This window comes from Sorangium sp. So ce124 (genome assembly GCF_051525235.1).
In the GTDB taxonomy this organism is placed as follows: Bacteria; Myxococcota_A; Polyangia; order Polyangiales; family Polyangiaceae; genus Sorangium; species Sorangium atrum.
The window spans coordinates 9,542,604-9,556,326 of the sequence record NZ_CP150312.1; the positions used below are offsets into that span (position 1 = coordinate 9,542,604).

Annotated in this window: 11 protein-coding genes; 8 read left to right on the forward strand and 3 right to left on the reverse strand. The window is 70.7% G+C overall.

Features of this window, described 5'->3' with window-relative positions:
• Positions 1–317: 317 nt before the first annotated feature.
• Together WMF19_RS35910 and WMF19_RS35915 are read left to right on the forward strand one after the other, a co-directional pair.
• A complete protein-coding gene (locus WMF19_RS35910) occupies positions 318–1,112 on the forward strand; it encodes a TerC family protein (RefSeq protein ID WP_437894488.1) in 795 nt (264 codons plus the stop codon).
• Between the two features lie 169 nt (positions 1,113–1,281).
• Positions 1,282–1,749: a response regulator gene (locus tag WMF19_RS35915; protein ID WP_437793170.1), complete on the forward strand. Its 468-nt coding sequence runs from the start codon at positions 1,282–1,284 to the stop codon at positions 1,747–1,749.
• Between the two features lie 121 nt (positions 1,750–1,870).
• On the opposite strand, the gene WMF19_RS35920 is transcribed toward WMF19_RS35915, so the two are convergent.
• From WMF19_RS35920 to WMF19_RS35930, 3 genes are all read right to left on the reverse strand, one after another.
• Positions 1,871–4,009, reverse strand: a complete 2,139-nt coding sequence (locus WMF19_RS35920) for a S9 family peptidase (protein ID WP_437894489.1) — start codon at positions 4,007–4,009, stop codon at positions 1,871–1,873.
• A gap of 165 nt (positions 4,010–4,174) precedes the next feature.
• Positions 4,175–4,933: a ferritin-like domain-containing protein gene (locus WMF19_RS35925; protein ID WP_437324282.1), complete on the reverse strand. Its 759-nt coding sequence runs from the start codon at positions 4,931–4,933 to the stop codon at positions 4,175–4,177.
• On the reverse strand, positions 4,930–6,129 hold the full coding sequence (locus WMF19_RS35930) for a hypothetical protein (RefSeq protein WP_437894490.1): 1,200 nt from the start codon (positions 6,127–6,129) through the stop codon (positions 4,930–4,932). The genes WMF19_RS35925 and WMF19_RS35930 overlap by 4 nt, the downstream gene beginning before the upstream one ends.
• Before the next feature lie 416 nt (positions 6,130–6,545).
• Here WMF19_RS35930 and WMF19_RS35935 point away from each other — a divergent pair, with 416 nt between their 5' ends.
• The 6 genes from WMF19_RS35935 (at position 6,546) to WMF19_RS35960 (ending at position 13,692) form a co-directional block, all read left to right on the forward strand.
• A complete protein-coding gene (locus WMF19_RS35935) occupies positions 6,546–8,072 on the forward strand; it encodes a deoxyribodipyrimidine photolyase (protein WP_437894491.1) in 1,527 nt (508 codons plus the stop codon).
• A gap of 202 nt (positions 8,073–8,274) precedes the next feature.
• Positions 8,275–8,967, forward strand: coding sequence for a VTT domain-containing protein (locus tag WMF19_RS35940; protein WP_437793179.1), 693 nt, complete (start codon positions 8,275–8,277; stop codon positions 8,965–8,967).
• A gap of 143 nt (positions 8,968–9,110) precedes the next feature.
• Positions 9,111–10,700, forward strand: a complete 1,590-nt coding sequence (locus tag WMF19_RS35945; protein ID WP_437894492.1) for a serine/threonine-protein kinase — start codon at positions 9,111–9,113, stop codon at positions 10,698–10,700.
• Positions 10,701–10,837: 137 nt separating this feature from the next.
• The gene (locus WMF19_RS35950) at positions 10,838–11,710 is read left to right on the forward strand and encodes a tetratricopeptide repeat protein (protein ID WP_437894493.1); all 873 of its coding nucleotides are present in this window, start codon (positions 10,838–10,840) and stop codon (positions 11,708–11,710) included.
• 197 nt (positions 11,711–11,907) lie between these two features.
• Positions 11,908–12,333, forward strand: a complete 426-nt coding sequence (locus WMF19_RS35955) for a YciI family protein (protein WP_437894494.1) — start codon at positions 11,908–11,910, stop codon at positions 12,331–12,333.
• Positions 12,334–12,408: 75 nt separating this feature from the next.
• Entirely contained in the window at positions 12,409–13,692 is a 1,284-nt protein-coding gene (locus WMF19_RS35960; RefSeq protein ID WP_437894495.1) for an RNA polymerase sigma factor, read from the forward strand.
• Positions 13,693–13,723 lie beyond the last annotated feature (31 nt).

Below are 13,723 nucleotides of genomic sequence, written 5' to 3' on the forward strand. Positions count from 1 at the left end.
CGAGCTCGCCAACACCCCGCAGGAGCTCACCTGGAAGCCGGGAAGGAGGCAGATCCACTTGCGCGTACTTCCATATCCTCTGTACCGGATGTCAACATCCCGCGTCAAGTGCCGCCCGTGCCGCGCGCCGACGTGCATCGCCGTCGTCGATGGCGCCACGTGCGCCACGTACCTTTGCGTTCACGCGTCCGTCGTAATCGCGGTCGCCCCGCGCCCTGAACACGGGAGCAAGATCGCGATGGATCCACGGGAGAGCGGGGCGATGGTCCGGACGCGGCAGGCGGTCACGGCTGTCCGTGCTACAAAGCGCCACCCCGATGCCCGACTTGAGCGCCTTTCTGCACGCCGACGGCTGGATCACGCTGGCGACCCTCAGCGCGCTGGAGATCGTGCTCGGGATCGACAACATCGTCTTCCTCTCCATCATGACGGCGAAGCTGCCGCGGGAGCAACAGCCGCTCGCCCGCCGCATCGGCCTCCTGCTCGCCCTCGGGATGCGGCTGCTCCTCCTGCTCGCGATCTCGTGGGTGATGGGACTCAAGGCCACCCTGTTCAGCCTGCTCGGACAGGACTTCAGCGGGCGTGATCTGATCCTGCTCGGCGGCGGTGTGTTCTTGATTGGCAAGGCGACCCACGAGATGTTCGACAAACTCGAGGTCGACGATCCCAAGGAAGAGCAGCCGAAGGCGAAGGGGTCGTTCGTCTCCGTCATCACGCAGATCGTGCTGCTCGACATCGTCTTTTCGCTCGACTCGGTCATCACCGCCGTCGGCATGGCGCAGCACATCTCGATCATGATGGTGGCCATGTTCATCGCGGTGGGCGTGATGCTCGTCTTCGCCGGCAGCATCGGCGCGTTCATCCAGCGCCACCCGAGCATGAAGATCCTCGCGCTGAGCTTCCTGCTCCTCATCGGCGTGGTGCTGGTGGCCGACGGCATGGGCCAGCACATCAGCAAGGGGTATATCTACTTCGCGATGGCCTTCTCGCTCGGCGTCGAGCTCATCAACATGCGCCTCCGGGCGCGCCAGCGGCCCGTCCAGCTGCGCACGAGGATGGGGAGCTCTCCAGACCTCTCGCCTGCGCCCGAGCAGGCTCCTCCGGGGAGCTGAGGCCACGCGGGGATCTCCGCGGAAGAGCCGGAGAGGCGGCGGAGACCGGGGCTCTTGGAGCGAGCACCGGGAGAGCCTGTAAACAATTCGCACAGAGGTGGTCTCCGAGGGTAGACGGCGAGAGCGGCCGGTCCCAGAAGTGACACCGGGGTTCTCCACCGAGGTGAGTGTGAGCGACGAGCGAGACGACCAAGGAGACTCAGAGCGGGGAAAGCGGCGGCGCATCGTCGTCGTCGACGACGACGACGCGATCGTCGAGACGCTGGCGGAGGTGCTGCTGGCCGAAGGGTACGAGGTCGAGGGGTACACCGACCCCCTCGAGGCCCTGGAGCGGCTGCGCTCCCAGGCGCCGCCCGACGCCATCGTCATCGACTGCGTGATGCCGTTCCTGGACGGGCCGCGCCTCATCGAGACGCTCGCGGCCGAGGGGAGAGCGGCGCCCGTCGTGCTCGTGACCGCGCTCAGCGATCCCGGCTTCTGCATCGATCCGAACCACCCGGACGCGACGAGGATCATCAACAAGCCGTTCGACCTGGAGCAGCTGCTGGAGACGCTCGACGACCTCACGAGCGCGCCCCCGGTGAGCGCGCCAGAGGCGCGGCGGCGCACGCGGACCGCGTCGACGCAGCGGACGTAGCGGCGTCAGACGCGCGCGTCATGCGCAGGCGCGCCGTGGGCGGGGCGCGCCTGCGCACGAGGCCGGCGCGGCGCCCCGCTCAGGGGCCGCCGCGCCTGCGCGCCGTGGTCGCGCGGAGCGCTCAGGGCCGGGGGAGCGCCGCGGAGAGCCCGTGGACGGCCTCGGCGCCCACGGGGACGGTGACGCTCGACCCCTTGAAGTCGCCGCCGACCGGCTCGTAGGAGCCGTCGAGGCACTGCGCTAGGAACGTCTCCGCGATCGCGTTGAACGACATGGAGTTCTCCGGGCGGGCGAAGCCGTGTCCCTCGTCGGGGTACAGCACGTACGTGACCGGGATCCCCTTGCTCGTCATCGCCTTGACGATCTGATCGCTCTCGGCCTGCTTCACGCGCGGATCGTTGGCGCCCTGGCCGATGAGGAGGGGCCGCTTGATCTGGTCGGCGCGGTAGAGCGGCGAGCGCGTGCGCAGGAGATCGCGGCCGTCCTCTGTGCGGGGGTCGCCGACCCGCTTCGCGAAGAGCTCGAGCATCGGCGCCCAGTAGGGCGGGATGGACTGGAGAAGGGTCACGAGGTTCGACGGGCCGACGATGTCGACGCCGCAGGCGAAGGTCTCCGGCGTGAAGGTCAGGCCGACGAGCGTCGCGTAGCCGCCGTAGCTGCCGCCCATGATCGCCACGCGGGCCCTGTCGGCGATGCCCTGCGCGACGGACCAGTCCACCGCGTCGAGCAGGTCGTTGTGCATCTTGCCCGCCCACTCGAGGTCGCCCGCGTTGACGAACTTCTTCCCGAAGCCCGTCGATCCCCGGAAGTTGACGCTCAGCACGGCGTAGCCGCGGTTCGCGAGCCACTGGTGCATCGGATCGAGGCGGAAGGAGCTGCGCGCCCAGGGGCCGCCGTGGACGAGGAGCACCATCGAGAGCGGCCTGTCCGGCTTGCCGTCGCCGTCGGGGTCGGCGCCGCGCGGCAGCGACAGGTAGCTCACGAGCTCGAGGCCGTCGCGCGCCTTGATGACCACGGGCCGCAGCTTCACGAGCGGCTGCGACTCGAGCGCGGCGCGGTTCGTGAAAAGGAACGTCGCCTTCTTCGCGTCACGATCGTAGAGGTAGTATCGGACTGGGCCGTCCGAGACCGTGTATCCGACGGTCCAGCGCTTGTCGTCGAGCGACCGGCTCAGCACGTCGAGCTCGCCGTCGGCGACAGCGCGGAGGGCGTCGAGATCCGGCTGGATGCTCTTGTCGAGCACCTGCCAGCGCTTGCGCTCGCGCTCGGAGGCCGCCGCCTGGACCTTGCCCGTCTTCGGGTGGACGATCACGTCGCTGACGTCGGCCTTCGCGTCCTCGGCGAGCACCGCGGGCTTCGCGTTCCGCAGATCGAGGGTGACGAGCGCGGAGGTGTCGCGGCCGCGGCTGTCCCGGAAATAGAGCGCCTTGTCGGCCGCGTCGAAGCCGATCGCCTCGCTCGTCACGGCGTCCTCGGGCCCGAACGCGACGAAGGGCTTCGACTCCTTGCCGGTGAGGTCGAGGTACTCCTGGCCTCCGTCGCGCGTCATCCTCGACGCGAACCGCACCTTGAAGTCATGGTCGATGACGAACCCCACGAACCCGTCGTTCTGCCGCACGAGCTTGCGCTCGCCGGTGCGCACGTCGACGCGGTAGAGGTCGTGGACCTTCTTGTCCCGATCGTTCATGCCGATCAGGATCTCGTTCGGGATCTTGGGGCTCATCCCCTCGAACATCGCGGAGATGCCGTCGAAGGGGGTGAGATCCTTGATCTGCCCGGTCTTGAGCTCGACGGCGTAGATGTGCCAGTTCTCGTCGCCGGCCTTGTCCTGGCGATAGAGGACGTAGTCGTTCGCGTAAGGGAACAGGAAGGTGCGCACCCCGCGGCTCTGCTCCTTCGTGACAGGCTTGGCCGACGCGGGCGCCTGGGCCGGGCCGACCCACACGTTGAGCACGCCGTCGGAGGGGGCGAGGAACCCGAGCCGCTGGCCGTCCGGGCTGATCTGGGGGGACATGCGATCCGGGTTGCCGAAGAGCATGCGCCGGGGCATGAGCGTCGCGTCGGCGCGCGGCCCGGCCTTCGTCGGCGCGGCCGGGGCCGCGGCCGCCGGGGCCGCGGCCGGTGGGGCCGCGGGCGCAGCCGGGGCCGGCGCTGCGGCCTGTCGGGGAGGCGGCGGCGCGGACGCCGGAGCGCCGCCGCAGGCAAGCGGCGCGACCAAGGGCAGCAGGAACAGGGATCGGAGCTTCTGGGGCAAGTCCATGGGTTCACCCGGGGCGCGGAGCCGCCGGCGGCACCCCGCATGCGCCGGGCCCGCGCGCCGAGCGTCATAACCGAGATCCCGGAGGCCGGTCTACGGCGCCGCGCGTAAGGCGCCTGCGATCCGCCCAGCTCGGATCGCCCGAGCCGGCGGTGTGCCAGCTCCGCGTCAGGCGGCTTGCTGCGGGGTCGTGCTGGTGGGCGCGCCGCGCGCGTCGAGCGCGAGCTTGCTCGACAGCCACGCTCGCACGCGCTCGAGGTGGAGCGCCTCGTGCTGCTCGGCCACGCGGAACTCGGCGGCCATCTCTTCCTGGCCGTAGGCGATCGCCAGGTCGATGAGCATCCGCCAGCCGTCGTTGTCCGTGAGCTCGGCGACGAGCAGCGCCTGCAGGCTCTGCCCGAGGTTGATCCTCGGCTCGACGGCGACCGCGAGGACGCCGGTCGACGCCAGGCCGATGACGTCGGCGCCGGGGGTCATCGCGGTCGGATCGGCCCCGAGCCGCTCGATCGCGCGCTTCAGCAGCGCGAAGTGCAGGAGCTCCTCGTCGCGGATCGCCTCGAGGTCAGCGCGCGTCGGGCCTCCCTCGAAGCTCCCCTCCGCGTCGTGCTTGGCGATCATCGCCTCGTAGAGGCGCGTGCCCGAGCGCTCGAACTGGAGGCGCTCGCCGAGCTTGTCGATGAGGAGCGCGGGGGGCCTGCCGTGGATGAGCTCTCCGGCTGCCTTGACGACCCCCTTGACGCTCGCCGGCGGCGGCACGCTCCCGACCGTGCCCGACTCCCTCGCGTACTCGCTCCTGACCGCCGCGGCGTCGGCCTCGCTCCCGGGGGAGCTCGGCGGGATCACCTGCGCAAACTCGATGAGCTCCTTGCTGTCGATGGGAGAGGTCGCGATGCCCGTGGTGTTGGTCCCCATCTTGATCTGTTTCATGGCGTCGCCTCCTTCTGTCCGTCGATCTTCTCGGCGCGCCGCGAGAGCTCGGTGCCCGGCGTGAACCGGTAGCCCGCGGCCACGATCTCGGAGGGGGAGCCGGCGGAGTTCATCTGCTGCCGGTAGGCGATCGTCGCGGCGCTCTCCGGGACGACCCTCGGATCGACGATGTCCTCGCCGACGGCGCGGAGATGCACCTCCCTGGACAGCACGTCGCGCACGAACTGGCGGTGGCTCTCGTGGGAGATCGGGTCCGGGAGCGAGGCGGGGAGGATCTCGGCCGCGTCGCGCCCCTCGATCCGGTTGAGGTGGTCGATGGCCACGTGGAGCTGCCCGAGCTCGTAGTCGAGGAACCGCTCCCAGATCCGCTTCACGCGGGCGTTCTGCTCCTGCTGGAGGCAGCTCCAGTAGTTGTAGACCTCGGTGGCCTCATGGAGGACCCACTTCTCCAGCCAGGTCTCCTCGGGGTCGATGATCGCCTCGTACTGCGTGACGTGCTGCTCCTCGATCGAGGCGATCTCGGCGTAGAGCAGCCGCGCCACCGGGTCCGTGAAGAACGGCCCGACGTTGACGTAGTAGTTGTGCGTCTGCTGCTCGGCCGCCATGATGGTGAGCGCGTTGAGCTTCGTGATCCCGCTCGCGGTCCGCCGGTCGTACGGCGCGCGCACGTCGTCCTCGGGGGCGCGGTGCTCCACCGCGGTCGGGCGCCCCGGCGTCACGTCGGTGTACGATTGCAGGAGGTTGTTCGCGTCCTTGCCTTCCAGGCGGTCCAGGAGCGCCGAGTAGCGATACAGGTGATCGTAGTCCTCGAGCATGCCGAAGCGATAGACCTGCGCGAGGTACGGGTCAGGCTCGGCGAGCGCCACGTGCGCGGTGATCTCGATCGCGACCTGCTCGTATCCGATGGTGGTCTCCAGCGGCGACTGATCCGGCGGGTTGAGCCAGTTCACCAGCGTGGCCTGGTGGTGATCGACGCGCCGCACCTGGGCGAGCACGCGCCGCAGATCCCGGTTCATGCGCGCGAAGCTGTGCAGGAACCGCACGCTCTCGAGCTCGATGCCGTTCATCAGGATGACGCGCACGCGTGTGAACGCGTCGTCGTCGAGCTTGCTGAACGGCACCTGGACGAGATCACGCCAGTTGAACGACTGGCGGTCGAGCGGTGTCCCCCGCTCTCTCAGGAGATCAAGAGCCATGTTGCCCCTCCTCGCGCGTCGCGCTCGTACGCCGTGCTGGTGCGCCGATGAACGACCGCTGCGGCGATACCTGAAGCCGCCTTCACGAGGGCGCAAGCGTGGGTTTATCCCGAGAGGCCGGGTCCGCGCGCCGGCCTTTCCCGCATGAATCCGCCAGACGCGTGTGCGCGCCCGCGTCTGCGCTGTGCTAGAAGAGCGGTCACGTTGATCAAGCGAGAAATAAACCGCCAAGGACGCCAAGGACGCCAAGATAAGATTCTCTTCTTGGTGCTCTTGGTGTCTTGGCGGTTCGAAATTCCGCGCTTTTCAGGCAATTTCAACCCGTTTGTCGCTCTAGAGCACCGCTCGTCCTGAAGAGAGAGCAGAGCGCCGGGGCCGCCGCGGCGCGCTGGCGGGCCGGTCGTGGAGGAGGTGTCGTGATCTCCAGCAGCGTCCCCGAGCTCCGGCTCCGCACCCGCAACGCGATGCCTGTCCGCGAGGGCGGCGACTACGTCCTTTACTGGATGATCGCGAGTCGCCGGACACGGTACAATTTCGGTCTGGAGCGCGCGATCGCCTGGTCCATGGCGCTCGATCGACCGCTCGTCGTGCTGGAGGCGCTCCGGTGCGGCTACCGCTGGGCGAGCGACAGGATCCATCGCTTCGTGATCGACGGCATGGCCGACAACGCGCGCCGCCTCGCGGCGGCCGGCGTCGCGCACCACCCCTACGTCGAGCCCGCCGAGGGGGCCGGCAAGGGCCTGCTCGGCGCGCTCGCGGCGCGGGCGTGCGTGGTGGTGACGGACGACTACCCCTGCTTTTTTCTCCCGCGGATGGTCGCCTCGGCCGCGCGGCAGGCGCCGGTCCGCCTCGAGCAGGTGGACTCGAACGGCCTCTTGCCGATGCGCGCGGCCGATCGGGTGTTCACGACCGCGCGCTCGTTCCGCATCTTCTGGCAGCGGGTGATCGGCGAGCACCTCGGCGCGCAGCCGGCGGCCGATCCGCTGAAGCGGGCGAAGCTCCGGCCTGCGGCTCCCCTCCCCCGCGCGATCGCGCGCAGGTGGCCGGCGGCCTCACAGGCGCTCCTCGGGGGCGACCCTGCGGCGCTCTCCGCGCTCCCCATCGATCACACCGTCCCGCCGGCGCCCTGCCGGGGCGGCCCGGAGGCGGCTGGCAAGGCGCTCGCGCGCTTCGTCTCGGAGCGGCTGCCGCGCTACCTGGAGGAGCGCGATCACCCCGACGCCGGCGCGACGAGCGGCCTGTCGCCGTACCTGCACTTCGGCCACGTCGCGGCGCACGAGGTCTTCGCCGCCGTTGCCCGGCGCGAGGCCTTCCGCGTCGAACGGCTCGGCCTCCCCGGGGACGGCGTGAAGCGGCCGAGCGGCAGCCGCGAGGGGTTCTGGGGGATGAGCGCCTCCGCCGAGGCGTTCCTCGAGCAGCTCGTCACCTGGCGGGAGCTCGGCTTCAACGCCTTCGCGCTCGGGGCGAGCGAGGGAGACGGACCGCGCCCCTCGTGGAAGCGCGATCCGACCGATTACGCGTCTCTCCCGGACTGGGCGCTCGCGACGCTCGAGAAGCACGCGCGCGACAGGCGCCCGCGCGTCTACCCGCTCGAGGCGCTCGCGGCGGGGGCGACCTACGACCGGATCTGGAACGCGTCGCAGGTCGAGCTCCTCCGCGAGGGGCGAATCCACAATTACCTGCGGATGCTGTGGGGCAAGAAGATCCTGGAATGGTCGCGGACGCCGCGCGAGGCGCTCGAGATCATGATCGAGCTCAACGACCGCTATGCGCTCGACGGCCGCGACCCGAACTCGACCTCCGGCATCTTCTGGGTGCTCGGCCGCTACGATCGGGCCTGGGGTCCAGAGCGGGAGATCTTCGGGACGATACGTTACATGTCGTCAGAGAACACGGCCCGGAAGCTGCACCTCAAGGAGTACCTGGCGCGCTATGCGCGATAGCGCGCGCGGCCACTGACGGCGCGGGCGGAACGCGGGGGGCTCGCCCTCGGCGCTCGGGGAGGTGGAGCCGGGGAGCTCACCCCGGGAGCAGCCCGGCAGGCCGTGAGCAGCGCGGGGCGCCTTGCCGCCGGCGGCTCCCACGCCGGACGCCGGCGGCGCGCTGGCGGCCAGGGCGCACGCGGGGTTCGACGCGGCCGTCGAGGTGAGCTATCGAGCGGCCGTGGATCTCCTCCGTGAATTTTTCAGCAGGCTGAGGGAGCTCGAGTCGCTGCTCCAGTGGGGCGGCTACCCCGTCCTGATGATCATCATCTTTGCCGAGACGGGGTTGCTCATCGGGTTCTTCCTTCCCGGGGACTCGCTGCTCGTCACCGCCGGGGTGCTGGTCAACGCGGGGCTCATCAACCCGCTCGGTCTACCGAACTTCCAGAACCTGCTCCTGATGAACGTCACGCTGATGGCGATGGCGATCATCGGCGACGCGGTGGGCTTCACGATCGGGCGGCGCGCCGGCCCGAAGATCTTCACGCGCGAGCAGTCGCTCCTGTTCCGCAAGGATCACCTGATCGCGACGCAGAAGTTCTACGAGAAGCACGGCGGCAAGACGATCATCCTCGCGCGCTTCATGCCGTTCGCCCGGACATTCGCGCCCGTCGTGGCGGGCGTGGGGCAGATGCAGTACCGGCGCTTCGCGATGTTCAACGTGGTGGGCGGCGTGCTCTGGGTCTTCTCGATGACCTTCCTCGGCTACTTCCTTGGCAAGGTCTTCGACGCCAAGCAGATCGAGCGGGTCGTCTACCTGATCATCTTCGTCTCCGTGGCGCCGGTCCTCTTCGGGGCGATCAAGCACAGGCTCCAGCAGAAGAAGGACGCCGCGCGGATCGGGGCCGAGCCGTAAGCGTAGTCCGACGGACGTCGCGAGCGGATCGCGTCGAGTACGTCATCGCGCGAGCCCTCCCGGGTCGTGCGCTCTCGAGAGCCCCAGGAGGCTGTCCGCCTCTTGTACTCGGCACCACCTCCCCGCTACGCTCTCCTCCCACCATGGCGCAGCAGCCCGCTGTCCCCTCCGGCGTCCCCGTTCCCGGCGACGTCCTCGCGGGCAAGTACCGCATCGAGCGCGTCCTCGGCGCAGGGGGCATGGGGGTCGTCCTGGCGGCCTGGGACGTCGTCCTGGAGCGCCGCGTCGCCGTCAAGTTCCTCCTTCCCGAGGCCGCTGCGCTCCCCGACGCCGGCGCCCGCTTCCTCCGCGAGGCCCGCGCCGCCGCGGCCCTCGACGGACAGCACATCGCGCGTGTCCTCGACATGGGCGCGCTGAGCACCGGCGCCGCCTACATGGTGCTGGAGTACCTGACCGGCGACGATCTCGGCCACGTGCTCCAGACCCGCGGCCACCTCCCGCTCGCCGACGCCACCGACTACCTGCTCCAGGCCTGCGAGGCGATCGCCGAGGCGCACGCGCGCGGCATCATCCACCGCGATCTCAAGCCGAAGAACCTCTTCCTCACCCGCCGCCCCGACGGGACTCCCCTCCTCAAGGTCCTCGACTTCGGCCTGTCGAAATTCATCGCCACGGGCGACTCCGTCAAGGAGGCGAGCCTGACCGCGACGGGCCTCATCATGGGCTCCATCCATTACATGTCGCCGGAGCAGATTCGCAGCTTGAAGTACGCAGATATCCGCACGGACATCTGGGCACTCGGCGTGATCCTGTATCGCATGCTCACCGGGCGGCACCCGTTCGAGGGAGACAGCATCACCGCGGTCACGGCGGCCATCATCATGGACACGCCCACCTCAGTCCTCGCCCTGCGGCCGGACCTGCCGCCCGCCGTCGGGGAGCTCGTGAGCCGGTGCCTCGCGAAGGACCCGGGCGCCCGCGTCCAGAGCGTCGCGGAGATCGGCCGCGTGCTCGCGCCATTCGGGACGCAGCGCGGGCGGCTCTCGTTCGAGAGCATCGACCGGATCCTGCCGGAGCGTGCTTCCCGCGCCGGGTACCCGCCGGTGGGCGCTCCCCCCGCGGCCCCCGGCGCGCTCGGCATGTCCTCGCCCGCGTGGGGTAGAGCGCCCGGAGCGGCCGAGGCCGCGACGGCGCCCATGCCGCACCGCCCGGACATGCCGTCGTCGCCCGGGAGCGAGGTGGCGGGAGCAGCGCACGCGACGCTGCCGCACGCTTCCTGGGGCAACACGACGCGGACCCGGGGGCCGCGCAGCCGCGTGGCGCTGCTGGCGGGCGCCGCCGCCGCGCTCGTCCTGATGACCGGGTTCTTCCTTGCGTGGCGGCTGACGGCGAGCGTGTCCCCTGACAGCGACTCGCCGGTGGCCTCATCGAGCGCTGTGCCGGAGCGCGAGCCTGTGTCCCCCGGCGTGGCCGGCGCTGTGACGGCGACCCCCACCGTCGCCGCGATGGAGACCGCGAGCGCTGCGCTCGAGGCCAGCGCAGCGCCGGTCGCGAGCGCCTCCCCGGACGCCGGCGCGAAGGCAGCGGCATCTTCGACAGCGGCGACCGCTTCGACAGCAGCGACACCGCCGGTGAAGGCGAGCGCGACCGCCGTGAGCACGACCAGACCGCCGTCGTCTTCACAGGTCAGGACGCAGAACAAGCCCGAGGATCCTTGGAAAAAATGGGACTGAGACGAACAAGAGGTACTCGCGCGCTGCGCTGCGCCGCCCTGTACGCCGTCCTCTGCGCGATGAGCAGCCCGGCTTCCGCGCAGCCCAAGGATTCGAAGGCACAAGCACAGGATCTCTTCGAGCAGGGCCGCGCAGCGGTGGAAGCGCGAGACTGCGCGCGCGCGATTCCGCTCTTCCGCCGGAGCCAGGCGACCTATCCGTCGCGCGGCACGCTGCTCAACCTGGCCCAGTGTGAAGCGGACCTCGGGCGCGTGGCGAGCGCATGGCAGCACTTCAAGGAGCTGCTCACACAGCTGACACCGGGCGATTCCCGTCTGCCCATCACCGAGCAACGCATCCGGGAGCTGGAGCCGCGCCTGCCCAAGCTGGTCATCGAGCTCGCGGCGGGCGCACCGGCGCCGACGGAGCTGCTCCTCGACCAAGCGCCGCTGCCGCAGGCCAGCATCGGCGGCGAGCTCCCGCTCGACCCCGGGAACCATACCGTCGTCGCGCGATGGCCCGGCGGCCGGCAGACCGACGCGGCCGTGACCCTCGCGGAGGGTGCGCGCAACGTCGTGCGCCTCGAGCCGCCGCCGGCCGCCGCGCCGCCTCCGGTCCCCGTACCCGACGCGCCGCAGGCCCCCGCGATCTCCCCGGGCTCGCCCGCCATTTCCCCTCCCCCGTCGCCCCCTCCCTCGAGCTTCAGGCGCACCCTCGCTTTCACCATCGGCGGCGTCGGCGTCGCGGCCCTGGGCGGGAGCCTCATCACGGGCGGGCTCGCGCTCGGCACGAAGGGCGACCTCGAGAAGGAATGCCCAGATCCCTCGCGGTGCAGCGACGACGGCATGTCCCTCAGCTCGCGGGGCCAGACGCTCACCACCACGAGCACCGTGCTCGGCGCCGTCGGCCTCGCCGGGATCGGCGCTGGCCTGGTGCTGCTCCTGACGGCGCCGGAGGAGCGCAGCTCGGTCGCCCTCGCGCCCGCGATCCTGCCGGGCGGCTGCGGCGCGCTGCTGCGCAGCCGCTTCTGAGGGCCCGGACCGGCGCCGCCGGCGGGCCAATTCCATAATCACTAATAATTACAAATACTTGACAGCATTCTTAAAAAAGATCGCCCGGCGTGTCGATCCCGCGCACCGCCGTTCGTCGTGACGATGAAGCCACGGTTCGCCCCGGGCAAGAGACCCTCCGGAGCCCAGCTCCACCACGGAAGCAAGGAGACACGACCATGCGATTCATGATCCTGATCAAGGCCACCAAGGACAGCGAAGCGGGCGTCATGCCGAGCGAGCAGCTCCTCACCGAGATGGGGAAGTTCAACGAAGAGCTCGTCAAGGCCGGCGTGATGGTCGCGGGCGAGGGGCTCCACCCGAGCGCGAAGGGCGCGCGCATCCGGTTCTCGGGCGAGAAGAGGACCGTCGTCGACGGGCCCTTCACCGAGACGAAGGAGCTGATCGCGGGCTTCTGGATCTGGGACGTGAAGTCGAAGGAAGAGGCGATCGAGTGGGTGAAGCGATGTCCCAACCCCATGTACGAGGACTCCGAGATCGAGATCCGTCAGGTGTTCACGGCGGATGACTTCGGTCCTGCGCTCACGCCCGAGCTCAGGGAGCAGGAGGAGCGCCTGCGCGCGCAGACGGCGGGGAAGAAGTAGCCGCGCGCGCCTCGACGGCGTGCGCAGGCGGCGGGGGGCTTGCGCCGGCGGCGGAAGGTGTTCTGATCGGGCGCCGTGACGGCCCCCGATGTGCATCGCACCATCCACGCGGTCTTCCGGATCGAGTCGGCCAGGCTCATCGCCGGCCTCGCGCGGATGGTGCGCGACGTCGGCCTCGCCGAGGAGCTCGCGCAGGACGCGCTCGTCGCCGCGCTGGAGCGGTGGCCGGAGTCGGGCGTCCCGGACAAGCCGGGCGCGTGGCTCATGGCCACCGCGAAGCGCCGCGCGATCGACGAGCTCCGCCGGAGCAAGCGGCTCGAGCGCAAGCACGAGGAGCTCGGCCACGAGATCGAGGCCCAGCACGCGCTGGCCGCGCCGGATCTGGACGCCGCGCTCGACGATGACGTCGGCGACGACCTCCTGCGCCTCGTCTTCACGGCCTGCCATCCGGTCCTCTCGACCGAGGCGCAGGTCGCGCTCACGCTCCGCCTGCTCGGAGGCCTGACGACCGAGGAGATCGCGCGCGCGTTCCTCGTCCCGGAGCCGACCGTCGCCCAGCGGATCGTCCGCGCCAAGCGGACGCTCGCCGAGGCGCGCGTCCCCTTCGAGGTCCCCCGCGGGGCCGAGCTCGCGCCCCGCCTCTCGTCGGTGTTCCAGGTCATCTACCTCGTCTTCAACGAGGGCTACTCCGCGACGGCCGGCGGCGACTGGATGCGGCCTGCCCTCTGCGAGGATGCGCTCCGCCTCGGCCGCATCCTGGCCGAGCTCGTGCCGAAGGAGCCGGAGGTCCACGGCCTCGTCGCGCTCCTGGAGATCCAGGCGTCGCGCTCCAGGGCGCGGGTCGGCCCGTCGGGAGAGCCCATCCTGCTCCTGGATCAGAACCGCGCGCGCTGGGATCACCTGCTGATCCGCCGCGGCCTCGCGGCGCTCGAGCGCGCCGAGGCGCTCGGCGGCGCGCGCGGTCCTTACGCGCTCCAGGCCGCGATCGCCGCCTGCCACGCGCGCGCGCGCACCGCGGCGGAGACGGACTGGGCGCGCATCGCGGCGCTCTACGCGGCGCTCGCCCAGGTCACGCCGTCGCCCGTCGTCGAGCTGAACCGCGCCGTCGCCCTCTCGATGGCGTTCGGCCCGGCGGCGGGCCTCGCCGTCGTCGACGCGCTCACCTCGGAGCGCTCCCTCGAGGGCTACCACCTCTTGCCGAGCGTGCGCGGCGACCTCCTCGCGAAGCTCGGCCGCCTCGACGAGGCACGCGTGGAGCTCGAGCGCGCGGCGTCGCTCACGCGCAACACGCGCGAGCGCGACCTGCTCCTCGCGCGCGCCGCCGCGTGCGCGGGCGGCTCGGCGCCGCCGTCGCGGTGATCACGGCGGGGGCGGCGCCCCCTACCGAGCG

Bases quoted from the DNA above. Each gene is read 5' to 3' on its own strand.
- WMF19_RS35910 (WP_437894488.1), top strand. From the start codon at position 318: ATGCCCGACTTGAGCGCCTTTCTGCACGCCGACGGCTGGATCACGCTG.
- WMF19_RS35920 (WP_437894489.1), bottom strand. From the start codon at position 4,009: ATGGACTTGCCCCAGAAGCTCCGATCCCTGTTCCTGCTGCCCTTGGTC.
- WMF19_RS35925 (WP_437324282.1), bottom strand. From the start codon at position 4,933: ATGAAACAGATCAAGATGGGGACCAACACCACGGGCATCGCGACCTCT.
- WMF19_RS35930 (WP_437894490.1), bottom strand. From the start codon at position 6,129: ATGGCTCTTGATCTCCTGAGAGAGCGGGGGACACCGCTCGACCGCCAG.
- WMF19_RS35945 (WP_437894492.1), top strand. From the start codon at position 9,111: ATGGCGCAGCAGCCCGCTGTCCCCTCCGGCGTCCCCGTTCCCGGCGAC.
- WMF19_RS35955 (WP_437894494.1), top strand. From the start codon at position 11,908: ATGCGATTCATGATCCTGATCAAGGCCACCAAGGACAGCGAAGCGGGC.